General features: G+C 57.2%; 21 protein-coding genes. 10 read left to right on the top strand and 11 right to left on the bottom strand.

The genetic code is table 11. From position 1 onward, the window contains the following. Positions 1 to 13 precede the first annotated feature (13 nt). A complete protein-coding gene (locus M504_RS18805; protein ID WP_047497433.1) occupies positions 14 to 862 on the bottom strand; it encodes a cytochrome c in 849 nt (282 codons plus the stop codon). A gap of 256 nt (positions 863 to 1,118) precedes the next feature. Beyond that, a complete protein-coding gene (locus tag M504_RS18800; RefSeq protein WP_047497183.1) occupies positions 1,119 to 4,412 on the bottom strand; it encodes a carboxypeptidase regulatory-like domain-containing protein in 3,294 nt (1,097 codons plus the stop codon). Between the two features lie 487 nt (positions 4,413 to 4,899). Here M504_RS18800 and M504_RS18795 point away from each other — a divergent pair, with 487 nt between their 5' ends. Together M504_RS18795 and M504_RS18790 are read left to right on the top strand one after the other, a co-directional pair. Next, positions 4,900 to 6,636 carry a sodium:solute symporter family protein gene (locus tag M504_RS18795; protein ID WP_084214542.1) on the top strand — a complete coding sequence of 579 codons (1,737 nt, stop codon included), beginning with the start codon at positions 4,900 to 4,902 and terminating at the stop codon, positions 6,634 to 6,636. 14 nt (positions 6,637 to 6,650) lie between these two features. After that, entirely contained in the window at positions 6,651 to 6,920 is a 270-nt protein-coding gene (locus M504_RS18790; RefSeq protein WP_052201051.1) for a hypothetical protein, read from the top strand. Between the two features lie 334 nt (positions 6,921 to 7,254). On the opposite strand, the gene M504_RS18785 is transcribed toward M504_RS18790, so the two are convergent. Next, positions 7,255 to 7,695 carry a low affinity iron permease family protein gene (locus M504_RS18785; protein ID WP_052201079.1) on the bottom strand — a complete coding sequence of 147 codons (441 nt, stop codon included), beginning with the start codon at positions 7,693 to 7,695 and terminating at the stop codon, positions 7,255 to 7,257. Between the two features lie 156 nt (positions 7,696 to 7,851). Here M504_RS18785 and M504_RS18780 point away from each other — a divergent pair, with 156 nt between their 5' ends. Together M504_RS18780 and M504_RS18775 are read left to right on the top strand one after the other, a co-directional pair. After that, positions 7,852 to 8,448: a TonB family protein gene (locus M504_RS18780; protein WP_047497181.1), complete on the top strand. Its 597-nt coding sequence runs from the start codon at positions 7,852 to 7,854 to the stop codon at positions 8,446 to 8,448. A gap of 137 nt (positions 8,449 to 8,585) precedes the next feature. Further along, entirely contained in the window at positions 8,586 to 8,912 is a 327-nt protein-coding gene (locus M504_RS18775; protein ID WP_052201050.1) for a lysozyme inhibitor LprI family protein, read from the top strand. Positions 8,913 to 8,932: 20 nt separating this feature from the next. Here the strand turns inward: M504_RS18775 and tnpA are convergent, their stop codons facing one another. Continuing rightward, entirely contained in the window at positions 8,933 to 9,373 is a 441-nt protein-coding gene (gene tnpA / locus M504_RS18770; RefSeq protein ID WP_047497179.1) for an IS200/IS605 family transposase, read from the bottom strand. Between the two features lie 274 nt (positions 9,374 to 9,647). Between tnpA and M504_RS18765 the strand changes: the two genes are divergently transcribed. After that, positions 9,648 to 10,214: a hypothetical protein gene (locus M504_RS18765; RefSeq protein WP_047497177.1), complete on the top strand. Its 567-nt coding sequence runs from the start codon at positions 9,648 to 9,650 to the stop codon at positions 10,212 to 10,214. 11 nt (positions 10,215 to 10,225) lie between these two features. On the opposite strand, the gene polA is transcribed toward M504_RS18765, so the two are convergent. Both polA and M504_RS18755 read right to left on the bottom strand, forming a co-directional pair. After that, complete coding sequence (gene polA / locus M504_RS18760; RefSeq protein ID WP_047497175.1) at positions 10,226 to 13,030, bottom strand: DNA polymerase I; 2,805 nt, start codon at positions 13,028 to 13,030, stop codon at positions 10,226 to 10,228. A gap of 116 nt (positions 13,031 to 13,146) precedes the next feature. Beyond that, positions 13,147 to 13,482 (bottom strand): helix-turn-helix domain-containing protein, encoded by a 336-nt coding sequence (locus M504_RS18755; protein ID WP_047497173.1) that lies wholly within the window; start codon positions 13,480 to 13,482, stop codon positions 13,147 to 13,149. Between the two features lie 93 nt (positions 13,483 to 13,575). Here M504_RS18755 and M504_RS18750 point away from each other — a divergent pair, with 93 nt between their 5' ends. Then, positions 13,576 to 14,007, top strand: a complete 432-nt coding sequence (locus M504_RS18750) for a DUF1772 domain-containing protein (RefSeq protein ID WP_052201049.1) — start codon at positions 13,576 to 13,578, stop codon at positions 14,005 to 14,007. A 197-nt stretch (positions 14,008 to 14,204) separates the two neighbouring features. Continuing rightward, on the top strand, positions 14,205 to 15,056 hold the full coding sequence (locus tag M504_RS18745; RefSeq protein WP_047497171.1) for a DUF6607 family protein: 852 nt from the start codon (positions 14,205 to 14,207) through the stop codon (positions 15,054 to 15,056). 216 nt (positions 15,057 to 15,272) lie between these two features. Here M504_RS18745 and M504_RS18740 read toward each other — a convergent pair whose 3' ends face one another. The 4 genes from M504_RS18740 to queA all read right to left on the bottom strand — a co-directional run bounded on the left by M504_RS18740 (position 15,273) and on the right by queA (position 20,883). After that, positions 15,273 to 17,189 carry an LVIVD repeat-containing protein gene (locus M504_RS18740; protein WP_047497169.1) on the bottom strand — a complete coding sequence of 639 codons (1,917 nt, stop codon included), beginning with the start codon at positions 17,187 to 17,189 and terminating at the stop codon, positions 15,273 to 15,275. Positions 17,190 to 17,192: 3 nt separating this feature from the next. Continuing rightward, positions 17,193 to 17,873, bottom strand: coding sequence for a DUF305 domain-containing protein (locus M504_RS18735; protein ID WP_047497168.1), 681 nt, complete (start codon positions 17,871 to 17,873; stop codon positions 17,193 to 17,195). A 205-nt stretch (positions 17,874 to 18,078) separates the two neighbouring features. Next, positions 18,079 to 19,728 (bottom strand): protease pro-enzyme activation domain-containing protein, encoded by a 1,650-nt coding sequence (locus M504_RS18730; RefSeq protein ID WP_047497166.1) that lies wholly within the window; start codon positions 19,726 to 19,728, stop codon positions 18,079 to 18,081. A 63-nt stretch (positions 19,729 to 19,791) separates the two neighbouring features. Next, entirely contained in the window at positions 19,792 to 20,883 is a 1,092-nt protein-coding gene (queA, locus tag M504_RS18725; protein WP_047497421.1) for a tRNA preQ1(34) S-adenosylmethionine ribosyltransferase-isomerase QueA, read from the bottom strand. A gap of 190 nt (positions 20,884 to 21,073) precedes the next feature. Between queA and M504_RS18720 the strand changes: the two genes are divergently transcribed. Together M504_RS18720 and M504_RS18715 are read left to right on the top strand one after the other, a co-directional pair. Beyond that, positions 21,074 to 21,874 carry a TIGR03435 family protein gene (locus tag M504_RS18720; RefSeq protein WP_198137697.1) on the top strand — a complete coding sequence of 267 codons (801 nt, stop codon included), beginning with the start codon at positions 21,074 to 21,076 and terminating at the stop codon, positions 21,872 to 21,874. A gap of 72 nt (positions 21,875 to 21,946) precedes the next feature. Next, complete coding sequence (locus M504_RS18715) at positions 21,947 to 22,774, top strand: TIGR03435 family protein (protein ID WP_156994012.1); 828 nt, start codon at positions 21,947 to 21,949, stop codon at positions 22,772 to 22,774. A 39-nt stretch (positions 22,775 to 22,813) separates the two neighbouring features. Here the strand turns inward: M504_RS18715 and M504_RS18710 are convergent, their stop codons facing one another. After that, a complete protein-coding gene (locus M504_RS18710; RefSeq protein ID WP_047497419.1) occupies positions 22,814 to 23,458 on the bottom strand; it encodes a response regulator transcription factor in 645 nt (214 codons plus the stop codon). A 195-nt stretch (positions 23,459 to 23,653) separates the two neighbouring features. On the opposite strand from M504_RS18710, the gene M504_RS18705 reads away from it, so the two are divergent. Beyond that, positions 23,654 to 25,297 carry an FAD-dependent oxidoreductase gene (locus M504_RS18705; protein WP_047497160.1) on the top strand — a complete coding sequence of 548 codons (1,644 nt, stop codon included), beginning with the start codon at positions 23,654 to 23,656 and terminating at the stop codon, positions 25,295 to 25,297.

The raw sequence follows: 25,297 nt of genomic DNA, 5'->3' as shown, positions 1-25,297 counted from the left end.
GGGAACCCCTGAATTACTTCAATGTCTGAATGTAGGCGAGGACGTCGTGCATGTCCTTGTCGGTGTATCGGCTCATGATCTCCACATGCTGTTCCGCAGGATTGTTCACCTTGAACGTCACCGCAGAGACAGGCCAGGAGTGATACACGCCGAAGCTGTCCTTCATGCCGATATGAAATTCATCCTGATACTCCAGCGGGCCGTCGTAGCTTTGGCCGCCGGCTGTCTTTACGGATACCGTGGGCTTCGCCTGCCGTGGATACAGCATCTGTTCCAGCAACTGCAGGCCGCTATAACGCGTGGCCACCTTGGCAAGATCGCCGGTCGCTGAATGGCACTTCACGCACCCGCCAGTGCTCTCAAAGTACTTCTTGCCCGCCTCGGCATTGCCGGTGTGCAGGTCGCTCTCTTCCACGCCTTTGCGGTTGCCGGTCTGCGACATCGCCTTGTCCTGCTGCGAATGGATGAAAGCGACCAGGCTGAGGATCTCGGAGTCGCCAAGGTTAAAGCGCGGCATGCCTTTATCGAGCCGACCATTGCGCACTACTTGACCAATGCCTTCACCTTCCTTGTCGCCCGACACGACTTTCGAGCGCGTCAGATCCGGACCACTCTCGCCGCCACTGGCATCCTTGCCGTGGCAAAACGCGCAGTTCTGCAGAAACAGCGTTCCACCGTTTTCAATCTGTTGTTCGGTGAACTTTGCATGCACGGGCATGGGGCCCTGCGATCCTACAGTGACCTGTGGCCGTGCGCCCTGAGGACGTGGAGCATTCGCGTTTTGTGCGTTGAGGTTTGGAAGGGAAGCAAATGCCATCGTCAGCAGTGCGGCTGGAACAGCACATTTCGTCAACAGATTCATCACAAGGTTTCCGTTCTTGCGTATCCCGTACAGCAGTGACATCGACCGCCAACGTGTTCCCAGGCAATCGCAGATGAAAAGAGGGCAGAAAGATTTATTTCTTGTCTGGAAATATAGGGTTGCGTTGTTGCGCGTGTCAAGCAGTATGGTTCACAAAATTCCCAGTAAATAAAGGCAATAATGCGCCTCGGGTTTATTGAGTAGGAAGAAAAGAAAAGGCCCCGGATGTCCCGGGGCCTCCTGGAGGGAATGATTGTTAGAAGTTGATGCGAAGTACGAACTCCATCGTACGAGGATCAGCCGTTGAGGTGATCTGTCCGAATGAGTTCTGGTACGTTCCGGTGGAGCTGTAGTTGGGTTGATAGGTCCCGTTCGGTTGCACCGAGCCCAAAGTTCCACCCACGGCGAACGGGGAGAGATGGTTTGGCGCATTGAACATCTCGGCGCGGAACTCTGCACCGATCGATTCGTGAATGGGAATGTTTTTCTGCAGAGCCACATCCCAGTTGTTGAACAGCGGTCCCTTGATGGCGGCATAACCGACATTGCCGTATGTGCCGGCGGCAGGTTGAACGAACGCGTTGTAGTTCAGATATTGCTTGCCGTTGTGCGCGTAGGGGCTTACACCCGGTACAAGATTCGGACGCTGCGCAACGTTGGCTGTGGTGACCAGGTTGCCGGCAACCGAGAGACCTGAGGGTTGGATGATGTTAATTGGAAGGCCATTGGCGATACGTGTAATACCCGAAACCTGCCAGCCTCCCAAGGCCTTCTTGTACCACTCCTGTGAGTGTTGCCAGAAGGGAAGGGGGTACACATAGCTGGCCACGAAGATCTTCGGCTGATTAAAAGTGCATGGGCCGTAATCCGCTGCCAGATTCGTGCTGTCCTGCGGCTGATAGTCGAACGAAGATCCCATGGCAAGGCATTTCGACCATGTAAACGCCAGACTTACCAGACCACCTTGATTGAAGCGTGTTTGCCAGCGCGCCTGCAGAGAGTTGTAGTTTGAATGCGACCCGTTGGAATACTGGTAGATCTCACCGTAGCCCTTGTAGGGTCGCAGCGCATTTCGCGCTACGCTTGGATTCGCCTGTTCGATGCCTGCTGCACCCTGGTTCAGGTTCTTGCGATACGTCAGGTTGGATGCGTGCGAACCGACGTAGTTCATTTCTACCGAGGTATTGTTGAACAGCTTGTGCTGAACGCCAATACTGTAGTTGTGAATACGGGGTGGATTCAGGTTACGATCGCCTGAGTTTCCTATGTTCTGCGGCGCAGCCGAGGTGCCAACTGAACCAAGTGCATCTGCGTTGCCCGCGCTTGCGAGGTTGGCGACCGCCACGAAGGGCAACTGTGAAGCTGCACCGTAGATATAGTTACCTTCCACACGTTCGTAAGACATGCCGTAGCCGCCCCGGACCACGGTGTCTTGTTTCCCGGTCAAGTCATATGCAAAGCCTGCGCGCGGAGCAAACGTGTTGTAGACACTGTTGATAATGCCGCCGGGCAGATTGTGGAACAAAGCTGTCACTTGCGGGTTGTTGTAAACGTTCGGAGCCACTACCTGCTTCGCCTTGTCTGAGAACCCGGTTCCGGGAAGAATCAAACCGTTGTAGGGCGCCGGATTCGAAGTGATCAAGCCGGTCGTTCCACTAACCGTAGCAGCCTTTGTAGGGTCGTAGAAGTTCGGATCGAAGAAGGCGGTATTGTTCGGCCAGCTTGCGATTGGTGGCATGTACTGCCAGCGCAAACCCATGTTGAGAGTAAGACGTCGGCTGAGGGTCCAGTCATCCTGGAAGTATGTTTCAAATTGCGTGAAACGGGCCTGGATTTGAGGAATGTTGCTGCCTTCGGTGTAGCTGGCAAAATTGCCGGCAACAAGGCCCGCCAGGTTGGAGAACGTGAATGCGCCGTTCAACTGCGGCGGTGCGGTCTGGTTCTTGCGGGCGCGCCAGAAGTAAGCACCTGTCTTCATCGAATGATTTCCTACGACAATCGATAGGTCATCTTTCAAGGCGTAAATGCGCTGATAGTTGTCGAACTGACGTGGGGTCGTGCCGGGATTGCCATAACCCGAGATGGTGGTCTGCGGGATGTATGTGGACGCGTTGTACAGAGTGGCATATGTCATGCCATAGTCCGCGCGTTGGACAGATTTCCCAAACTGCGGATTGGGGCGGATGTTCACGCCTTCGTTGATGATGTTGCCAGAGAAGGAGCCGACCGCCGTATTCACCATTCTCGAATTGAATGTGTGAATCCAGCGTGCATTGGATGTAAGGCCAGGGATCAGGCGATCATAGATGACAAAGTTTGTCGGATTACCCACTACCTTTACGTTGTCGTGAACATAAGAACCGCTGAATTGGTTCTTCTCATTCATGTGGTAATCAATTTTGATTAGCCATTCCGACTGATCGTTGTTGCCAAGGCTCAGATATCGGAAGTTACCGCTTGGGTCTTGTAGAATGCTCGCCGCAATGGCGCGCCCCGTAGCGGTGCTTGGCCCTGTTGCGATCGCAGCTGCAATCGCGGCTGGAGTGGGGACGGTTACATTCTGTACGGTGGACGTGCGCAGCCGCTTGTACTCTTGTCCGGCAAAGAAGAACAGCTTTTCCTTGCTGGCGTTAAAGTGACCAGGGATATAAATGGGACCGCCGAGAGTCCATCCGAAATCGTTGTAGCGAAGCGGTGCCTTTACCGGCGCAACGCTGTATGAACTCAACGCGCGGAAGGGATAGGCCTGAATGGCATCGTTACGGATGTATTCGTACGCGTTGCCGTGGAAGCTCTGGCCGCCGCTCTTGATAGCCACTGATACCGTCGCACCCGACGAGCCACCATAGCTGGCGTCATAGGCGGATGCTACATTGCGGAACTGCTGCAGGGAATCAGGCGAGATGTTGACGAAATTGTTGCCGCCACCACCGTTGTCCTTGTTGTCTACACCGTCGATGAAGAAATTCATCGAGTCGGTACGGATACCGTTAACGGATTGCGAGTTGCCGTTGACGCCATAAGTTCCGGAGATGGCAAAACCACTGGCCACCGTCTGCGAAACACCGGGCTGCAGGGTGATCAGTTGGATGTAGTTGCGACCGTTGAGCTGAATCTGTGTGGCTTCCGTGCTGGTGACAACGCCGCCGATTTCCGCAGTGGTGGTCTGGATCATCACGCTTTCGGCTTTGACCTCAACCGATTCGCCCACGGCGCCGACCTGAAGCTGTACGGGCACAGCGGGTTTCGCACCCACGTCTAGAGCGACGCCGGTAACGACGGACTTCTTGAAGCCATCCATCGTGGTGGAAATGGTGTAGGTGCCCACGGGAAGGTTTAGGGCGTTATACAGACCGTCCCCATTCGTCTTCACCGTGACAGAGATTTTTGTCGCTTCGTTTGTGACCGTTACGGACGCACCAGGAACGGACGCGCCGGTTGCATCTGTCACGGTTCCTGAGATGGATTGGCTATCGGTTACTTGGCCCCTTGCCACACCTGCTGCTGAAACGCAGGCGAGAACGATCGGGATGATGATTCCACGCTTCATGTGACCCCCTCTAAATCTTTCCGCGTACTACATGCGCACCGCGAAAAGTGGAACCAGCGCGCAAATGAGATCTCCAGCTTTCTGGAGCGATACAAGCGCTGGTTTTGTACGCGGCGCAAACTATATAGGAACCACAAATGCGACTGTCAAGATGAAAATGAGGATTTTGTTATTTCCACAGAGGAAGAATCGGGGCTTAATGGGGAGAAATCGAAGTAGTGAGCGGAATTCAATGCCAGAATCATGCTGCTACAGATAGGCTCCGGGGATCGAAGAATAGCCCCGTGGTACGACCTTCTAAAGTATTTTTGCTGAGAAGCGAATTATTGATAGTCGCGAGTGTAGACCAGCTTTTTGTAGGTGATTTCGGCGCAGGATGGCAGAAAACCTGAAGGTTGAAGTGCAAAGCGGAAGATGGCTTAACTTTCGTCTCTGGCGCAGAGACTCCCTTATGGGGCACACTGTCTGTCTCAAGGAGAAATAGGGAATGCCCTTTGCTCACCCTGTGATGGCGACACTGCTTGCCTCACAGCTAACGAATCTTTCCGGGATCGACATTGTGATCCTCGCGCTGTACTTCGTCATGGTGCTGTTCATCGGCTTCTATGTGAAGGGCGGCACTAATACGAGCGAAGAGTTCTTTCTCGCTGGCCGTGAGATGACCGCCTGGATTGCCGGCCTCAGTTTTGTTTCGGCGAACCTGGGGTCGCTGGAGCTGATGGGGTGGGCGGGGTCTGCCTATCAGTACGGTATCCTGGCGACGCATTGGTATTGGATAGGCGCCATCCCTGCCATGCTGTTCCTGGGCATCGTGATGATGCCGTTCTACTACATCTCCAAGACACACTCGGTGCCGGGGTACCTGCAGTTACGGTTTGGTGAGGGTGCGCGCGGACTGGCCGCCATCAGCTTCGGGTTCATGACCATCCTGATGAGTGGCGTGAACATGTACGCCATGGCTGTGGTCATGCAGACAGTGCTGGGATGGAACATCACCTTCTCTATCTGGATTGGTGCGATCACCGTGGCGATCTACGTGATGTTGGGTGGACTGCGTTCGGCCATCATCAACGAGGTGCTGCAGTTCGTGCTCATCTGGGCAGGTGCTGCGCTCATTCCTATCCTTGGGCTCATCGAGGCGGGTGGCTGGACCAACCTGAAGGCACAGATTGCCCATAACGTGGGTAGCAATGACTACACGCATCTGTGGTCTACCCTGGGAACCTTCAAGGGGAACCCGATGGGTATTCACTGGACGGGGATTGTGTTCGGCTTGGGCGCCATCGTGTCCTTCGGATACTGGACGACTGACTTCCTGGTCGTGCAGCGTGTACTGAGCGCTAAGGATCTGCGTGCAGCCAAGATGGCGCCGGTGATTGGTGCGGCGTTCAAGATGGCGGTACCCCTCATCGTGATCGTGCCGGGTCTGCTGGCACTGGCTGTGCTGAAGAACCCTGATGGGTCGCTGATGCACCTCGTGCCGGGTGATGTGGCTCGCGCTACGGGGCAGCACGCGTATGACGAGGTGTTGCCGCTGATGCTGATCCGCTACTGTGGGCCGGGTCTGCTGGGGCTGGGTATTACGGCTCTGGTGGCTGGGTTCATGAGCGGTATGGCTGGCAATGTGTCGGCGTTCTCGACCGTGTGGACGTATGACATCTACGGTGCGTACATCAAGAAGGATGCGCCGGATAAGCACTATGTGTCGATGGGCCGCTGGTCGACTGTGATCGGCATGTTGGTGTCGATTGGCACGGCTTACCTTGTGGCTCGTGCGGGATCCATCATGGATTACGTGCAGGCGCTGTTCTCCTTCTTCATCTCACCTCTGTTCGGCACGGTGATTCTGGGCATGCTGTGGAAGCGGGCTACGAAGGCGGGCGGATTCTGGGGCCTGCTGGCGGGAACCGTCAGCTCCATTGCGATGTTCACGTATGTGGAACTCGGTGGAAAGGCTGCGCTGGCACACATCGCGCTGTCGCCTGATGCGCAACCGATGGCTGAGAACATGTATCGCGCACTGTGGAGCTGGATCATCTGCGTGGTTGTGACCGTTGTCGTCAGCCTGATGACCACTCCGAAACCGGATTCCGAGTTGGATGGTCTGGTTTATGGCGCTACTGTGATTCCGCATGATGGTGCTCGCACACTCTTCCAGAAGCCGATCTTCTGGGCGGGCGTTGTGTCGGTTGTATTTATTGGCCTGAACATTCTCTTCTGGTAAAGGAGCGGGGAACGATGGAACACAAGACTGCTGATATTCATCACGTACACGCTTCAATCGAAGACAGAGATGTGAAGCCCAAAGAAACGTTGTCGCTTTGGTTTTTTGTCGGAGTGCTTTGCCTGATGTATGGGCTGGTGCTGACGCCGGTGGGGATCTATGAGTTCTCGCATCCGCCGAGCGTGGTGCTGGCAAACCTTCATGCGGCGTTCTGGTGGGGACTTCTGATGACAATCTTCGGAGCGTTCTATACGATCCGGTTCCGGCCGGGAAGTGGGCGGTAGCACTTCGTGCCGTTCTCGACGCCTTCGGCGTGAAAGCAGGCCAGCGGTTTCCGCTGGCTTTTGCTTATGGTGGGGCCAGGTACCCCCTCCCCCTGTTATTCTAAAATCGTCTTTCTAAAGGGGTTAGGTTTTGGGGTGTTGCTAAAATCGTCATCCTGTTGGAGTTAGAGGCAAAATCGTCTTTCTAAATGACTTAGGGCCGCGACCATCGCGGCCCTTTTCAGCTCTATCTCTATTTTAGGGAGTTGATGGAAGTAACATGCCAACTCTATTTCTTTTGGTTTGTTGGGTTTGGATAAGGCAGGGGCTTGACAGGATTTTGACGGCTCCCGCTTTAGGTGGCGTTGGCCTTGGCGGCTGCGGCTCGTATGGCTCGGCGGTCTTCGCAGGCGTTGCGGACTGCTTCGTAGCGGACTTGGAGGTCGTCGAGTTCGAGGTCGCTTAGGTTCTCGATGTCGATCATCTGATTCTCGGCGTTGTCACCGGAACGGATGAGTTCGTTCAGTTTCAGGTTGATGGCGCGGGCGTCGCGGTTCTGGGTGTTCTGGATGAGGAAGACCATCAGGAAGGTGATGATGGTGGTGCCGGTGTTGATGACGAGTTGCCACTCGGCGGAGTAATGGAACATGGGGCCGCTTGCTGCCCAGGCAACGATGAGCAGAACCGCTGCGGAGAACGCCCATTTGGAGCCGAGCCAGCCTGAGGATGAAGCGGCGAAGCGACCGAACCAGTCGTTGGTGGTACGTACTTCTTCTTCTATGGGCTTCTGTGACACGGCGAACACTCCCTGATCGTTTTGCGAAAGAACGATGCAGATGGTTTGTTTCTGATGGTGTGGGAAGGGTTGTAGGGCAGGGATTCGTGGCTTTTCCTGGAAATGGCCTGCTGATTTTGTTCGTGCGTCTAATCGTGAGGAGGCTACACTGCGGGCATGCGGCGTTTCGATGAGCTTCGGGGTGTTTGGCTTTCAGCGGGGACGCATGCGCTGGTGATTGCGGCGGTGGTGCTGGTGGCGGTGAAGGCTCCGCAGGCGGTGCGGGTGAAGCTGCCGGGGTCGGCGCATGGGACGCATACGTTGCTGACGTACACCATTGGCGGGCAGGAGAGCGCGGCGGCGAGTTCTGCGCCTAAGAAGTCTGCTCCAGCGAAGGTGAAGACACCGACGATTGCGAAGGTGGCTCCTGCGCCGGTGCCTGAGGCGAAGCCCGAGACAGAGAAGGGCGATGGCTCGTCAGGCGTGAGTGCGCTGGGCAGCGGCAATGTTCGGATTGCAATTGTGAAGGTGTTTCCGCGTCCCGCGCCGGACCTGAGCAGCCTGCCGCGTGGCAAGGGCGGCAACGTGATCATGGACGCGGTGATTGATGCGCACGGCACGATTACGAAGCTGACGCTGGAACAGGGGCTGGGCGATCCGATTGATCAGCAGGTGATGGCAACGGTGCGGGGATGGAGCTTTGATCCGGCTACTCGTGATGGACAGCCGATTGCGAGTGAGCAGGAGATCGTGCTGCATTATGAGCGCGGTTAGCACTTCGTGCCGTTCTCGACGCCTGCGGCGTGTTTCGTGTAGATGATTACAGAATGAGACGTATTGTGGTTTTGCCTTTGTTCGTGGCCTTGGCATGTTCTTGTCATGGGCAGAGCAGTTTAACGCTCGACGGTTGCATGAAGGTTGCAGACACACAGCACGATCTGAACCTGTGCGCGAGTGATGAGGCCAAGCGAGTCGATGCTGAACTGAATACGAAATATAAAAACTTTCTGACCCAAATTGCTGGGGATTCACTTGGCTTGGCAAAGCTGAAGGTGGCGGAGAGAGCATGGCTTCGCTATCGAGACGCCTTCATTGCTGCGACGTACCCTGCACTAGACAAGCAATTGAATTATGGGACGGAGTATCCGATGAATGTGAATCTTCTGCGTGCGAAGTTGACCCGCGAACATTTGGCCACTCTCACAGACCTCATCAACGATTACCAACCGCCCCAGTGATTGAGCGCCAACGGCCCAGTCTAATCCCACACGTATTGTTCGTCGTGTTCGACGCCGTAGCGTTTGAGGATGGCGCGGAGTTCATCGCGGAAATCGATCTTGCGGTGATGTTCTTCCTGGTTGTCGATGTATCGCATGAGTGCATCAAGGTCGGATTTGCCGAGGGTGAATGCACCGTAGCCTCGTTGCCACGCAAAGGTGGATGCGCCTTGCGTTTTCATCCATTGAGATGAGGATGTTTTGAGTTCGGAGATGAGGTCGGCAATGGTGATTGTTCTCGACAGGCCAACTGCCAGATGCACGTGATCCATCGTGCCTCCGACTCGGAAACAATCGCAACCGAGGTTTCGCGCGACGGTGGCGAGATAGGCGTGGAGATCGGTTGGGTTGGTGATGGATGGTGTGCGGTCTTTGGTGCTGAAAATGATGTGGACTAATGCGAATACGAGAGATTGTGGCACGCGAGGATTATAGAGCGGGCCTTTGGCCCTTGGCCTTCTATAGGGTCTAGCCTAGGCCTTCGGCCTAGGCTAATATCTCGGCGCGCCTTTGGCGCTTGTTTCTGTGGTCGGAGTTGAACTGTGAAGTGGTGTGCATCTCAAACGGCTCGCGTCCGATACAAATACTCATCCATGTGCGGAGCGGAATGAATTTGTATTACACACGGCAGCAGGACGGAAGTTTTGGTGAGGATATGCTGTCTAGATGTGTGCGGCTATGGAAAGAAACACGGCAATGAAAAGAGCGCAACGAGGAATAATCGCGATTGCTATTTTTCTGATGGTGGTTACATCTTGTCGGGGGCAGACGAGATGGCCGTCTTCTGTTGATGACAACTGCTTCGTGAAAGTCACAGGGCCAACAACGTCGTTTGATCGAGAGCATGATAGGGACACGGTAAATGGTGGATCTTTATTTTGCAGATTAGGGATTACCGCGAGTAAGGCCAATCAGGCGATCTCGGCTTTTAAGCTGGCTGTGAAGTCCCCCGGTGAGAATCCGAATGCAATTCTGAAGTTTCCGGTTGAGGTCATACTGCCCGGCAGCGCGATACATGGCAAACAAGTAGATTCGAAGTTCTTTGTCAGGGACTCTACTCAGTGGGCTGAATTCGTACAGAACAAACTGAACGAGAAACAGCGTGCCGCAATTCACGCCGCAAAACTGTCCGATATGTCGATTGTTAATTCGCGATCAGCAGGGCCGGGTTTCATTTTGGGTAATGGCCTGGTCTTCTTCAGCACCAGAGATGCAAAACGCATTGTCGTTTTGCATCTCAACACTGAAGACGGTGCAGAGTAGCAAAAGGAAAATTACTTAGCGTCGCGCCAGTTGGGGCCTTGGCCTACTTCGGCGACTACTGGGATGGAGAGTTGGATTACGCTCTCCATTTCTTTTTTGACTAAGGCGGCGACTGCTTCTGCTTCTTCCTTTGGTGCGTCGAAGAGGAGTTCGTCGTGGACCTGCAGGGTCATGCGGGTTTTGTAGTTGCCTGCGGTGAGTGCCTTGTCGATGTGGAGCATGGCTACCTTGATCATGTCGGCCGCGGTGCCTTGCAGCGGGGTGTTGACGGCGGTGCGTTCGGCGAAGCCTCGCATGTTGGGATTGCGTGACTGAATGTCGGGGATGGGGCGGGTGCGGCCGAAGAGTGTGGTGACTTTGCCGGTGTTGCGTGTCTGTTCGAGCAGTTCTGTGATGAAGGTCTGCACGCCCTTGTAGCGGTCGAAGTAGGTTTCGATGTAGGTGCGGGCTTCTTTCTGGTCGATGCCTAACTGCGCTGCCAATCCAAACGGACTGATGCCGTAGACGATGCCGAAGTTGACGGCCTTGGCGCGGTTGCGGGTTTCCTTGCTCATGGTGGCGGGGTCGACGCCGAAGACTTCCGACGCGGTGAGCGTGTGGATGTCGATGTTGGTGCGGTAGGCGTTGAGCAGGAGCGGGTCCTGCGAGAAGTGGGCCATGAGGCGGAGTTCGATCTGGCTGTAGTCGGCGGAGAGGATGATGTTGCCGGGCTGCGCGGTGAAGGCTGCGCGGATTTCTCTGCCTAACTCAGTTCTTACAGGAATGTTTTGTAAGTTGGGGTTAGTGGAACTTAGTCGGCCTGTGGCGGTGCCTACCTGGTTGAAGGTGGTGTGGACGCGCGAGTCGGTGTCGACTAACAAGGGAAGTTGTTCGGTGTAGTTACTGCGTAACTTGGCTAACTGACGGTACTCGAGGACGAGGCGCGGGGCTTCGTGTTGTTCGGAGAGTTCTTCGAGGACGTCCTGCGCGGTGGAGACGACTTTGCCCTTGCCGTACTTGAGCGGCTTGGGCAGGTTCATCTCGTTGAAGAGGACTTCTCCTAATTGTTTGGGAGAGTTGATGTTGAAGGTGCGGCCTGCGAGGGTGTGGATGCGGGCGGCGAGGTCGTCCATGGCGACGGCGAGTCGGGTGTTCTGCGCGCGGAGGAGATCGGTGTCGATGCGGCAGCCGGCTTTTTCCATGTGCAGGAGCACGGGGACCAGCGGGAGGTCGATGTCTTCGTAGGTTTTGTTTAGTTCGGCTTCTTCGATTTGCGGTTTGAGGAGGCTGGTGAGTTGGAAGACTGCGCTGGCGGCTTCGGGCAGGATGTGTGCTGGTGGGGTTTGTTTCTTTTCTACCTGCGTGAGGGCGCGGTCGTTGAAGCGTGCGGCGACGTCGGAGAGCTTGTGGCTGCCGTGCGTGGGGTTGATGAGGTAGCTGTAGAGCATGACGTCGTCGCGAACGTTTTTGATTTCGATTTTGGCGCGTTCGCAGGTGCGCAGCACGGCTTTCAGGTCGTGGACTGCTTTGGGGATTTTGTTGTTTTTTAGCGCTTCGCGGATGGGGGCTGCTATGTCGGTGTTGAGGTCCAGCAGAATGGCTTTGTCTGCTGTTGTTGCCAGGCCTACGGGCAGCGGTTCGGTTTGCGGTGGTGCGAAGGGTTTGGTTTCGACCGGGGTGGTCATCGCGGCGAATAGATCCATGTTGGTGGCGATGGGATCTTCGGCGGGGGATTCGGTGTCGAGTTCGGTTTCGGCGCCTGACTCTTCGGCGATGGCTTGCGCGTCTTCGGGGAAGAAGATGGCGAGGGTGTCGCTGGTGGCGAGTAGTTCGGTGATGTCGTGCGCGGTGGGCTCTAGGATGTAGTCGATTTTTTGCGCTTCGGGGGCGGGGAGGTCCTTGAGCAGCGTGGTGAATTCGAGTTCGGTGTAGAGCGCGCGGAGGTCGGCGAGGTTGGGCTCGGTGGCGGTGCTCATGGCTTCGAGCGAGTAGTCGACCGGCAGGTTGCAGTGGATGGTGACGAGCTCCTTGGAGAGCATGACGGTGTCACGATTGTTCTGCAGGGATTCGCGCTGGCGTTTGCCCTTGATGCTGTCGGGGTTGTCGCGGGCGGCGTCGAGTGCGGCTTCTACGGAGCCGAATTGCTGGATGAGTTCGACGGAGCCCTTGTCGCCGATGCCGGGTGCGCCGGGGATGTTGTCGATGCTGTCGCCGCGGAGGGCCATGACGTCGATGACGCGTTGGGGTGGGACGCCGAGGACTTCTTCGACCTTGGCGGGGTCGAGGATGAGGTTGTCTTTCGTTGGGTTGAGGATATGCACACTGTCGGTGACGAGCTGCATCATGTCCTTGTCGGACGAGACGATGTAGACGGGGTGGCCCTGTTCACTGAGGCGCTGTGAGAGTGTGCCGATGACGTCGTCGGCCTCGAAGCCTTCATGCGCGAGGATGGGGATGCCGAAGGCTTCGAGGGCGCGGCGGATGTAGGGCTGCTGCTGTGTGAGGTCGGGCGGGGTCTCGGTGCGGGTGGCCTTGTAGCCGCCGTAGTCGACTTCGTCGAACTGCTGGGTTTTGATGTTGAACTTTTTGATGGTCTTCATCTGCGCCGCGGCTTCGTTGCGGTGTACGGGCGCGCCGCCCTCGTAGATGGCTGCGAGGTAGTGCGGATGGAAGTCCTGCCGCAGCTTGTTGATCATGTTGATGAAGACATAAGTGGCCGCCGTGGGGACGCCGGTGCGCGTGGACATGGGCCGCGACCGCTGCATGGCGTGGTACGCGCGGAAGATGAAGGCCATGGTGTCGAGCAGGTAGACGGGCGGCTTGTTTTCGTTCGGCATCGTCTACAAGTATCTCGCTTTGAGGCTGGTTGCGCTTGCGGGGCGTTCTGCTGCTCAATCGCTGTGGGGACGGCGGATGGTGGCCGTATACGGAGGACGCAGCTGGCCGATGAGAATCAAGCCGATAGATCGCGCTTTAAATGCTCTCTGCCCCATGAACACAGGGCATCCAGTACCGGGACGAGGGTCAGTCCGTAGGGCGTGATTGAGTAATGGACTCGCAGGGGCAAGCCCTGATCCTGATGACGTCCTAGAATTCCGGCTCCGGTCATCTCGCGCAGATGACGGAGAAGCATGCGTTCTGTGATTTCGGGGATGCTCTTCCGCAATTCGTTTGTCCTCATGGGCCCGTCCAGCAGTCGCCAGAGTATGGTGCCTTTCCATCGCCCGTCGATCACGCTTAGCGTCACGTCGATGGGGCAGGGTGAGATTTCTTTCTTTGAGACGCCCATAGATTCCTCCAACTGACGAATTTGTCAGTGCTGCTTTCTGCATCAGTGCTCCATTGCAAAGCGTCTTTTGGGAAGAGTCAATGGGAGGCCCTCATGCACTTGTTCAACGTGACGACCCTCTTCGTCGTTCTTACCCTGGTCGGCGTCGAGTTTTCTGTGTCTGCATTCACGAACCCTGCGGCGTCGCAGCTGGAACCTGAATCGCAATTGAAGCTGCTGAGCCGTTCTGCTCTGATGTTGGGAAAGGTGATGCCCGTCTGGTACATGGCCTCTACCGTGTTGCTGGGGATTGAGACGTGGCTTTATTGGCATACGCCGGGCCGCGCAATCCTGCTTGCTGCGGATACGGTCTGGGTTCTTACTTCGGTGGCATCGATCGTGTTTCTGGTTCCGCTTGCTCGTCGCGTGGCGGAAGGTGATGCCGATTGGCAGCGGTTGAACCGGGTCTGGGATGGGAGACATCGGGTGCGCATTGCCGCCGTGGCCTTTGCGGCTGTTCTGCTCGCGTATGTCGTCGTTCGGTGAGTAAGAAAAGGATCGATATAAATATGGGACTTAATTGATCCTAGATCGTGTAGTCTGACTGCACTATGAACGCTCTGGTGAAGTTGGTCTCGTTGGGTTTGGTGTCGTCGGTGGCTTGCGCACAGATGTCGCAGCTTGAGGCAGGGAAGAAGGCGATTCATGCGCGCACTGGCTGTTTCCTGGTGGACTAGAGCTTTGTGGAGACGGAGACGCTGAAGCCGGGGTATGTCCGCGACAATCGCGTGTACGACGTGAACAAGGACAAGAGCGTGAAGGAGTGGATCATTGCCACGGAGGTCTCACCGACGCGTGTGAAGCTGCAGCATGTGTTGCAGGGAGTGACGCTGAAGGGCGAGCACATGCCAGGCGGCATCATTCGGCATACGGGTGAGGATTGGGCGTTTAATGCGTCGAGCCGGTTTGAGTATCAGGGGCCGAATGCTAAGGGCGAGGACACGTGGAAGACGATCCAGCTTGAGCCGAACCAGTGGCTGCGTCGTGTGACGAGCCTGGATGATGGTTTGCGCTATGAGTGCTCCGCTGCGTGGACGACGGACACGGAGTATGCGAGCTGGAAGTGCGACGACATGGCGCCGATTCCGGGGCGTGAGTATCGCGATATGAAGCGGAAGGATTATCAGGATCTGGAGCGGTCGTCGAAGCTGGTCGTGTATGACACGAACTGGCTGGAGCGTGAGGCGAACACGAAGATTGTGGATGCCGATGGTGTGAAGACTCCGCTGGTGAAGGAGCTTGGCAAGACCTGGTATGTGCGGCTGCCGGATGCGGAGTGCAAGGATGCACAGGAGTTTGCTTCGCCTCGTAGGGTCGCCTTCTGGGACATTACGCGTGAGGCGTGGGATGAGGAGCTTGCTGGTGTGAACGCGTGGTCCGATGCGAAGGCAGCTAAGGGTAAGGATTCGCGGTATGGGCGGATTGCAGATATGGAAGAGACTTGGATTCGCAAGGATCTGTCGCAGCCTGCGGTTCGTGCTGAGGCTAGGGATGCTGTGAAGAAGGTGATTGAGGAGACCCAGGCAGGGAAGTAATGCACCGTGGCTGAATGGTGTTCAACGTTGAGTCGATGCGAGGGGCATGGGATTTTTCGCTTTGCTCAGAATGACAGCGAGAACCTATCGCTACAGTCACAACCTATCGCCGTGTAATCGCCACTACCTGTCGATGTGGTGATTGTGTTTTGTTGATTCGTGAATAGCAAAGGGGCGCGGCTGATTGGCCGCGCCCCTTTTGTGATGATGGTGGGGCTACTGAGCGAGGATCTCAGCGAGTGCCGTCATGCGGGCTGCAGTGTTCGGCGATGCCTTGGCGGAGTCCTTCTTGAGGGTGGCTGCGTAGGTCTTCAGCACCTTGGTGTTCTTCTTGTCCATTGCTGCGAACAGCGTGGTGGCCTTGTCCTGTGTGAGCGCATTGTCGCGCACAAGCTGGTCCACGTATGCCTTGGCAGTGATGAAGGTTTTGGGATAGATGATCTTCGTCGCCAACTGAGCGTTGTAAAGAGTCATGTGAACCTGTTCGGCTGCGGCGATTTCATTTGCCGTGACGAACTTGGTTGGCGTGATCTTGTAGACGTCGAGACCACGGGCGATTTCTGCACCGTAGACATAGCCGTTGTACCAGTAGGCCGACCATGTGCCGCCGTCGATGAACTTCTCGCTGTCAAGCGGTCCACGATCGAAGTAGGCAATTTCAAACGGGTGCGTTGCGTCGGTGAAGTCCATGATGGAGATGCCACCCTGGTACCAGCTCTTCACTTCGATATCGCGGCCCGGGATGGGAACCAGATTACCGTTGTGGGCGGTGCAGTTCTCCAGCTCGGTCTGCGGTGCAGGCATCTTGTAGTAGCTGCCGAGGGTGAGTTCAGAACCCTTGCGCGTGAAGATGGAATCCGCGCCCCAGGTCATGGGGTCGGTTGCACGGCAACGCGGCTGGGTGCCGCCGCCCCACTCGTCGTCAAAGATCAGCTTGGAGCCGTCGTTGTTCCAGAGAGCGGAGTGCCAGAAGGAGAAGTTGGGATCGGAGATGGCGGCTACACGCTTGGGGTGAGCCGGGTTCTTGATGTCGAGCAGGATGCCCACGCGGGTGCATGCGCCAGCAGCGAGACCGATTTCAGGGAAGGAGGTGATGTCGTGGCAGCCGCTTACGGGCTGTGCGGCAGCGCCTTCACCATGCAGGTTTCCGACCGCAAGGCCGTTCATGGCGCCGGTGTTTGGATCGGAGAAGATGCGCGGGCTTTCGATGACCTTTGCGGTATCAGGATGTGCGAGCGGCACCTGGATGACGACGATGGTGTAAAGCGCGGTGTTGGGATCGTCTACGCCGCCAGAAGAGCAGCCGGCCAGTTCCTCAGACGAACGGATGGGAGCGTAACCAGCGACGTAGATGTAAACGTTGTCCTTGTCGTTGGGGTCCGTTACGAGGGTGTTGGTGTGTGAACCGCGGCAGGTCTGTACGCCGGGAAGCTGCTTGGGGTTGGCGATGTCGCTGATGTCGAAGATGCGAACGCCACGGAAGCGATCTTTGCTGGGTGGCTCAGGAGCGCGGGGCGAACGACCGCCACCCGGAGCGCCTGCGGGACGTGCTGGCGGTGCCGGTGGAACGTAGCCAGCGGGAAGGGGAATGCCCTGTGTGCCGCAATCAACGCGCGCGCTGGTGGATTCCACGGAGATGAAGAGCAGGTTGCCGTAGACGGTTGGATCGCCCTGCGAGCCGGGGCACATCACGGAGGACTTCAGTGTGGTCTTGGTGGGATCTGCAATGTCGTAGATGTTGAAGCCGTTGTAATTGCCGACGACGACGTAGTGATCCTTGAACGCAAGATCAGAGTTGGTGGAGCCGAGCTGCAAAGCGCGTACACGGGGCTTGCCGTCGGGGCCAAGGGGCGCCGGTGCTGCGGGTACCGGTGCGGGAGCCTTTTCCTGCGGCGTGGTGCCTGCTGCAAAGCCCGGAGGCTTGGGCAGGTTGAGCACCAACTCCATACCCTGAGCTGCAACGCCTGCGTCTGTAACGCCACCCTTGAGGCCGACGCGGGGATCATTGGGAAGCTGCGGGTTGTTATAGACGGTGGGCTTTGCCGGCATGGCTACCTGCGCAGAGACCGCTGCGGTACCTGCTAGAAAGGCCAGTGCCAGTGCGGCGGTGTTCCACATCGTGCGTCGAGTCATCGCTTATTTTTTCTCCTTGGCCAACATGCTTTGCATCGTTTCGATTTCGGCGCGCTGCGTGACATCCACGTCTGCGGTGAAATCAAATAACTGCGGTTCCTGACCGCCATCCTTCGTTTCAAACAACTCCTTCACCATGTTGAGAGCGCCGGTGTGGTGCTGGATCATGCCGGTGAGGAAGAGGTGGTCAAACTGTGCGCCTTTGGCATTGCGCAGTGCCTGCATCTGGCGGGGCGTGAGCATGCCGGGCATTACGGCGGTGTCCATGTCTTGCTTGCCGTGGTCCATGTGCGACATGTCCATACCGGGCATATCCATGTCCATGTCCATTTTGTTTTCCTGAACAGGCTTGCCATAGAAGGAGAGCCAGCGCTTCATGAAAGCGATTTCGTCGCCCTGCGAGATGCTGATGCGCTTACCCATCTCAAGCATCTGCGGATTGGTGGTGCGGCCGTTCATGAGGCCGACCATCTCCACTGCCTGGCTGTGATGGATGACCATGCCCTGCATAAAGCCGAAGTCGGCGGCCGTGGGTTCGTGCACCGCTGTTCCCACGGGATTGGTGATGACCTTGTTGGGTTGGCCGGGAGCGCCGGGCTGCACCAGAGGCACCTGTTGTGCTGCAGCCATGCCCACACATGCGGACAGGACGAAGGCGCAGGCACACGAACATCGAAAAGCCATGAAGACTACTCCCTACGCGATTGCCTGCGGATGTACGTGGGCAAACGCGTGTATTGCGCTGACAACGCCACGACGGGCGCGGTCGGCTGAATGTATCCAGTGAGAGGAATTGTATGAGGTGACGCAGGAGCGTGCGCGTTTGTTTCAGCACGATAAAAGAAAATGGCCGAGAGTGGCTTAGCCTCTCCCGGCCCGCGAAGAACTTTTATGCCTTTGCTCTGCTGGTTTTCTTTTTGGCTGACGACTTTGTAGCTAGCAAGGTGATGATGGATGCGGCTTTGGGAGAGCCGAGGCCGGTGCATGCGTCCCAGCCTTTGGCGGCTTTGAATGCTCCGTTGTTGCCGCTGGTGATGTCGCGGAAGGCTTTCTGTCCGGTGGTGCTGTAGAGCTTTGCCTGCGGTAGTCCTGCGGCGTTTTTGTTCGTTGCGTTGCTGAGTGCGATGAGGCCCGCCCAGAGAGGAGCTACGGCGCTGGTGCCACCGATGACCATGTTCTGGCCGTCGACGCGGACTTGATAGCCGGTGGTGGGATTGGCGTCACCTGCTACGTCTGGAACGCCTCGGCCGGATTTGGTTGCGGCGACGCTCTTCTGCCATGTGGGCTGCGGGAATGCGGTGCTGATGCCGCCGCCGGTTGCGCCCTCATTGTTTGCGGTTTCGTTCCAGACGACTTCGCTGGTGATGGCTCCGTTGGAGGCGACTAGTTTTGTGCCGCCGCAGGCGAGTACGTTGGGGCTGCTGGCGGGGAAGTCGACGTGCTTCTTGCCGTCGCCTACGCCGTCGTTTGATCCGTCGTCACCTGCTGCGGCGGTGACGGTGATGCCGAGGGCTGCGGCGTCTTTGCAGGCGTTGTCTAAGGCGGTGAGCGCCTGGGATGTCCAGGATGATTCCGGGCCTCCCCAACTGATGGAGATGATGGTGGGTTTGTTTGTGGTGTCGTGCGCGGCGGTGGCGATGGCATCGACGAAACCCTGGTCGGTGTTGGGTGCGAAGTAGACGGCGATCTTTGCGCCGGGTGCGACGGCTGCGGCGACTTCAATGTCGAGCATGACTTCGCCGTCTGCACCGTTGGCGTTGCTGGGGGCGTTCTTGCCACCGTCCACCAAGACGGCTTTGACGCTGGGGGCGGCGATGCCGAGGGATTTGAAGTAGGCGGCGATGTCGGCCTGGCGGAATCCGCCGCCGAGTTCAATCAGCGCGATGGTTTGGCCGGTGGCTTTGGCGCTGGGAGGGAAGCCGTAGAGCTGCGCGAGTTGTGGCGGTGTGAAGGAGGTGCTGGCGGCGGCGCGCGCTTTGCCGACTCGGTAATGCGGTTTGGCCTGGGGACGGTTATCCAGACCGAGTACGGCTTGCACGTGAGGCAGGACGGAGTCTGGGAGATAGATGGCGCCCTGCCGGATGCGCAGAGTTTTTGTGCCTACTGTGTGTTCCTGCAGCGTGACGCCGAAGGCTTCCTGCATGTCTTTGACTGTGCCGGTGACGTGAACCGTGCTGTGTGCGGGTTCGGCTTTGGAGGAGAGGTTGAATGCCTTTGCGAATGCCTGCACCGCCTTTACTGACGAGGGCGCGGCGGCGTGCGATGACTTGAACTGTGCGCGTGTGAGGTGTTTGCCTACGACTGCGGCCTGGGTGACGGGCTTTATTCGAGGCACTACCACTGACACAGTGATCTTCTTGCGACTGGATGCAGGCTTGGCCTTTGCAACAGCGGTCGCTCGCAATGGTTTTATTCCTGCTGCGACTGTTGCGGGAGTGTCAGCTAACGCTGACTTTTCGCTACCCGGTAGAGGGCTGCGGGGTTCGTTGCGGAGGTCGGCAAGTGCTGAAGCTGTCGTCCTGACGGCACGAGTGGACATGGCGAGTAGCCTCCTGTGATGCGTGGCATCCATCAGGCGCAGAAACTGCGTCCGGTTAGGAGACTAGCTTAGAAACATACAGTCGCCGTAAGAAAAGAAGCGATATTTCCCGCCTACTGCATGTGCATACGCACGAAGAATCTTTTCGCGGCCTGAGATGGTTTGGTCTTCAGTTTCAGCCAGCGCACTTACGAGCATGAGCAAGGTTGATTTTGGAAGATGGAAGTTTGTGAGTAGCGCGTTGACTAACTGGAAGCGATGACCGGGCTGCAGAAAGATGCTGGTGGTGCCGCTGTGTGGCTCGATGCGATTGATGGCGGCGATGTGTTCGAGCGTGCGCGTGGTGGTGGTGCCTACAGCGATGATGCGTCGGCCTTCGGATTTTGCTTTGTTGATGGCGTCGGCTGTAGCTGCGGGTAGCGTGTAGGGCTCTTCGTGGAGGCGGATGTCTGCGAGGTCTTCTACACGGACGGGCTGGAAAGTGCCGAGGCCTACGTGCAGGGTGATGTGTTCGATCTGCACGCCTCTTGCTTTGATCTGTTCGAGGACTTCCGGAGTGAAGTGCAGGCCTGCTGTTGGGGCTGCTGCGGAGCCGTGGGTGTTGGCTCCGGCGTAGACCGTTTGGTAGCGGGTGCGGTCTTCCTCTTCGTCTTCTTCGCTGCGATGGATGTAAGGCGGCAGGGGCATGTGGCCTAACTGCTCTAACGCGCCGAAGAAGTCTTGCGTGGGAGCGAACTGGAGTGCGCGTTCGCCGAAGTCGCCGGATTCGATGACTTCAGCTTCGAGTACGTTGTCGCCGAAGATGAGGTGCTCGCCGGTGGGGACTTTACGGCCGGGTTTGACGAGAGCTCGCCAGCGGTCGTTGCCGAGAGGTTGCGTTAACAGGACTTCGACCTGGCCGGTTGGTGCGGGGCTGTTGTGCTGTGTGCGAAGGCCGGCGCGTCGAGCGAAGAGTCGTGCGGGGATGACTCGACTGTTGTTGAGGATGAGCAGGTCGCCTTCGTTGAGCTGCGCAGGGAAGTCGCGGAAGTGAGCGTTCGTGTAGTTACCGGTGTGGCGGTCGATGAGGAGCATGCGGCTGTCGCCGCGTTCGGCGGGCGGGTGCTGCGCGATCAGTTCTGTGGGGAGATGGAAATCGAAGTCGGAGACGCGCACGTTCTTTATTGAAGCAGCGGGGCAGCGAGACAGCAAGTTGGGGACTTGATACGGTTCCTGACGCCTACGGCGTGCTTGAGCTGCGAGATCGCTGCGTCCGGTGGAATGGATGCGTACGTAGTAAGTGGGGAACGATTGTCTTGCCCGTTCGTATCGTCTGGTAGGTGGGGAGTTTATGCGAAGAATTGTTTTGACCCGGGCTTTGATGATGACGATTGGGTTGGCTTCCGTCGGCGTCGAGGCGCAGGTGGCGAAATCGCCGAGTTTTGAAGTGACGGTGGTGAAGCCTGCCAAGCCGGATGCAGATGGCGAGGACTGGGATTCGAACGAGGGCACTACGGTTATTCAGAACTATCCAGTCATCAAGCTGATCCGCAATGCCTATGGATTGAGTACTGTGTCGCAGGTGGTCGATGCTCCTGATTGGCTCAAGGATGAGCGGTTTGACGTGACGGCGAAGGTGGATGCGGAAGAGTTTCATCGGTTGAACACGTTGAGCGCGGATGAACGCGATAAGGAGTTCAGCGACTTGTTGAAGGGTATGTTGGCGGAGCGCTTTGGCCTGAGGGTGCGGCCGGGCACACGGAAGATGCCGATGTATGCCCTTGAGCGCGTCTCTGCAACGACGTTGGGCTCGAAGCTTCAGTCCGTCCCTGTGGGCAAGGATGGCCGGGCGATCGGCGGACATCATTCCAATCGCAATGGAGGTCATTGGGATGCGCAGGGCGTTTCGATGGAGGAGATTGCCCGTTTGCTCTCAGGACGCTATGAGATGGGCGGTCGGCCTGTTGTGGATCGCACCAGTACACCGGGGGCATATCGCTTCACGATGGATTATGCGCCGGACAACGGAACAGGCGTGGCACCGGATGCGACGCTGCCGGGGCTGTCGGACGCGGTGCGGCAGGAGCTTGGATTGAAGCTGGTGAAGACGGATGGGGACGTGCCTGTGGTGATTGTGGAGTCAGTGAAAAAGCCTGAGCTGGATTGAGCATTCAGGTGCGTGGTTTGTGTGCGTATCTTGAACCAGCGGCTATTTGCATTGTTGCGTTGTGGAGGGGTTGTGCGGAGAACGGTTCTTGCGGTGGCTTTGAGTATGGTGGCGATGCCATCCGTGGCGGTTTGGGCGCAGGATGTAAAACCTGTGAGCTTTGAAGTGACCCTGGTTAAGCCAGCGAAGCCAGACGAGCGCGGAGGAAGGGGATGGCATTCGACCAGAAATATTACGAATATCGAGAATTATCCGTTGATGGACCTTATCCTTCGCGCCTATGACCTGAAGTCGCCGATGCAGATCCTGAATGCCCCGGAATGGGCAAAGAAGGATCACTATGACATCACTGCCAAATCGTCAGAACAAGAGTTTGAGCGGCTTGGTAAGTTGAAAGCCGAAGAGAGCGGTGACGAATACCTCAAGATGGTGCAGTCCATGCTTGCGGAACGATTTGGACTTCTGGTGGAGACGAGCACACAGCGGATGCCTCGCTTCACCATAAAACGTGTTTCAGATGACGTGATTGAGCAGGGGTTGAAGCCTACGCCAGTGGGGCCAGATGGACGCCCCCCGGGCGGCAGGGATGTTTCATCAAATGGGAATTCCACATTGGTGACAATGGAAGTCTCCGGCGCGTCGATGGAAGATATCGCGAAGATTCTTTCGGGGCGTGCAGAGGTTGGACATCGTGTTGTTATCGATACAACAGGGTTGCCCGGCTTCTTCAGTTTCAGACTGCAGTTTGCTCCAGACAACGGTATGGGGATATCGCCGGATGCGACGGTCCCTGGGCTTCTGGACGTAGTGCGACAGGAGCTAGGGCTGAAGCTGGTGAAGGATGAAGGCGATGTGCCTGTGGTCATTGTGAAAGCAGCAAAGAAACCAGAATTGGATTGAGGTTTCTTATGCTGCTTTCGGTTGTTCTATGACCTGTGATCAGACGGTGACGGCAGCGGGAGCGGCTGCTTTTGCTGCGGCCTCTGCAAGTGGGCGGTGATGCAGCGTGAAGAGCGCCAGCTCCAGGCGATCGCTGGCTCCTGTCTTGTCGTAGATGGAGCGGAGGTAGTTCTTAACGACCTGCTCCTTGGTTCCAATCTCGTCGGCGATCTGCCGGTTCTTCCAGCCCTGCACGATGAAACCCACGATCTGCAACTCGCGCGTGGTGAGTGCGTCGCGGATACGGCGGCCGACGCTGTCGTCTGCCTCAGCGACCGGTGCTTTGACGGCGCGTTCTCCATTGAAGACGCGACGTACGCAGTGCAGCAGATCGTCTGTGGAGACGTGGCGTGAGAGGAGACCATCCATCCTGCGGGAGACGGCGGCTTCCGGCTCGTTGCCATTGTCATGAAGCAGGATGATCCGGACACCGTTGGCAGAAGCTGCTGCGAAGGCCTTATCGATGTCTGCTTCAAGGGAGGCGGCGAGTAGAAGAATGGCGTTGCGCGCGGGGGCAATGAGGGGAAGAAGTTCGTCCGGGGCCCCACATTGGCCCAGAACGGTCATGTCGTCCTGTGAAGAGAGGACACGTGCCATCCCGGAGCGGAAGATGGCCTGGTTGTCAGCAAGCAGAATTCGAATCATGGCGTAACCGGAGAGTCTCGAAAAATGGAACAGCGAGGGGGAATTTTTCGTGCCAGAGAAGCTAAAAACTGTGTTGCCATGAGTATGCAACACCTTATGCCGTTCGACGCGAAATAATTGCATCAGGGGCCGTTATTCGGGAATCTAAAGCACGGCAGGCGAAGAGACACCGCCGGCTGTGGGACAGGAAGGCACATGGCACGACCGATTTTGTTCGCAGTGGATGACGACGTTAGCGTTTTAGAGGCCGTCGTTGGCGATCTGCGCCGCAAGTATGCGCAGGAATATCGCATTGTGCGCGCCGCTTCCGGGCAGGCTGCGCTGGATACGTGCGATCAGTTAAAGAATCGCGGGGACGCCGTGGCGTTGTTCCTGAGCGATCAGCGTATGCCAGGCATGACTGGCGTGGACTTCCTGAGCCAGGCAATGGGGCTCTATCCCGATGCAAAACGTGTTTTGTTAACGGCGTATGCCGATACGGAAGCTGCGATTCGTGCGATCAACACGGCACGCATCCACTACTACCTGAACAAGCCGTGGGACCCGCCGGAGGACAAGTTGTACCCGGTGCTGGATGACCTGCTGTTCAGTTGGCACCAGGGATACAAGCCACCTTATGAGGGATTGCAGGTGGTGGGGACGCGCTGGGGATCGAAGGATCATGCGGTGCGCGATTTTCTTTCACGCAATCATGTTTCTTTTCGCTGGCTGAATCCGGACTCGCAGCCTGAGGCGCTGGAACTGTTGAAGTCGCGCGGGCTGGATGATGCGAAATTGCCTGTGGTGGTGTTCTCCGACGGCACTTCAGCGGTGCAGCCGACTCAGATGGAGTTGGCAGGAAAGATTGGCCTGCGCGTGCAGGCAGAGAAAGAGCACTACGACCTGGTGGTGGTGGGCGCCGGGCCTGCTGGTTTGGCTGGTGCAGTGTATGGCGCTTCAGAGGGTTTGCGCACGCTGGTGGTAGAGCCAGATGCGGTTGGCGGACAGGCTGGATCGAGCTCGCGCATTGAAAACTATCTGGGTTTTCCGGATGGCGTGAGCGGCGACGAGCTGGCGCGTCGTGGATTTGTGCAGGCGCAGCGGTTGGGTGCGGAGTTTCTGACGCAGCGCGTGACGAAGATTCGCGTGGAGGACCAGTACCGCTTTGTGACGATGGGCGACGGTCGCGATGTGAGTTGCTCGGCTGTGTTGCTGGCGACTGGTGTGAGCTGGTGCAAGCTGGATGTGCCCGGTGGCGACGAGTTGGTTGGCGCTGGTGTTTACTACGGCGCGGCGCAGAGTGAAGCGCAGTCATGCAAGGACGAAGAGGTCTTTGTGGTGGGCGGCGCGAACTCGGCCGGACAGGCTGCGATGAACTTTGCCCGTTACGCACGGAAGGTGACGATGCTGGTGCGGGGCAAGGGATTGGCGCAGAGCATGTCGCAGTACCTGATAGACCAGATTGCGGGGACTCCGAACATTACGGTCGAGACGGGAACTGAGATCACGCGCTTCTGCGGCACGGAGCATCTGCAGGGCATTGAACTGCGCACTCCAAATGGCACGGATAATCGCGCGGCGACTTCCGTGTTTATCTTCATTGGCGCTGCACCGAAGACGGAATGGCTGCCGAAGGAAGTGGCGTGTGACGATCGTGGCTTTGTATTGGCTGGGCCAGACCTGAAGCGCGTGGGGGTAGATCGCATGGGGGATCGCAATCCTTATCTGCTGGAGACCAGTGTCCCCGGCATTTTTGTGGCGGGTGATGTGCGGCATGGTTCGGTAAAGCGTGCAGCCTCAGCGGTTGGTGAAGGCTCCATTGCAATTCAGTTTGTGCATCAGTATCTGGCGGGGTTCTAA

The organism is Terriglobus sp. TAA 43, from assembly GCF_000800015.1.
In the GTDB taxonomy this organism is placed as follows: domain Bacteria; phylum Acidobacteriota; class Terriglobia; order Terriglobales; family Acidobacteriaceae; genus Terriglobus.
This window is presented reverse-complemented; position numbering and strand designations above follow the sequence as displayed.

Excerpts from the sequence above, each read along its gene's own strand:
- M504_RS18710 (WP_047497419.1), bottom strand. The coding sequence starts at position 23,458 with ATGATTCGAATTCTGCTTGCTGACAACCAGGCCATCTTCCGCTCCGGG.
- M504_RS18765 (WP_047497177.1), top strand. The coding sequence starts at position 9,648 with ATGAAAAGAGCGCAACGAGGAATAATCGCGATTGCTATTTTTCTGATG.
- M504_RS18705 (WP_047497160.1), top strand. The coding sequence starts at position 23,654 with ATGGCACGACCGATTTTGTTCGCAGTGGATGACGACGTTAGCGTTTTA.
- M504_RS18735 (WP_047497168.1), bottom strand. The coding sequence starts at position 17,873 with ATGGCTTTTCGATGTTCGTGTGCCTGCGCCTTCGTCCTGTCCGCATGT.
- polA (WP_047497175.1), bottom strand. The coding sequence starts at position 13,030 with ATGCCGAACGAAAACAAGCCGCCCGTCTACCTGCTCGACACCATGGCC.
- M504_RS18805 (WP_047497433.1), bottom strand. The coding sequence starts at position 862 with ATGAATCTGTTGACGAAATGTGCTGTTCCAGCCGCACTGCTGACGATG.
- M504_RS18755 (WP_047497173.1), bottom strand. The coding sequence starts at position 13,482 with ATGGGCGTCTCAAAGAAAGAAATCTCACCCTGCCCCATCGACGTGACG.
- M504_RS18775 (WP_052201050.1), top strand. The coding sequence starts at position 8,586 with ATGAAGGTTGCAGACACACAGCACGATCTGAACCTGTGCGCGAGTGAT.
- M504_RS18740 (WP_047497169.1), bottom strand. The coding sequence starts at position 17,189 with ATGACTCGACGCACGATGTGGAACACCGCCGCACTGGCACTGGCCTTT.
- M504_RS18795 (WP_084214542.1), top strand. The coding sequence starts at position 4,900 with ATGCCCTTTGCTCACCCTGTGATGGCGACACTGCTTGCCTCACAGCTA.
- M504_RS18780 (WP_047497181.1), top strand. The coding sequence starts at position 7,852 with ATGCGGCGTTTCGATGAGCTTCGGGGTGTTTGGCTTTCAGCGGGGACG.
- M504_RS18790 (WP_052201051.1), top strand. The coding sequence starts at position 6,651 with ATGGAACACAAGACTGCTGATATTCATCACGTACACGCTTCAATCGAA.
- M504_RS18730 (WP_047497166.1), bottom strand. The coding sequence starts at position 19,728 with ATGTCCACTCGTGCCGTCAGGACGACAGCTTCAGCACTTGCCGACCTC.
- M504_RS18800 (WP_047497183.1), bottom strand. The coding sequence starts at position 4,412 with ATGAAGCGTGGAATCATCATCCCGATCGTTCTCGCCTGCGTTTCAGCA.
- M504_RS18750 (WP_052201049.1), top strand. The coding sequence starts at position 13,576 with ATGCACTTGTTCAACGTGACGACCCTCTTCGTCGTTCTTACCCTGGTC.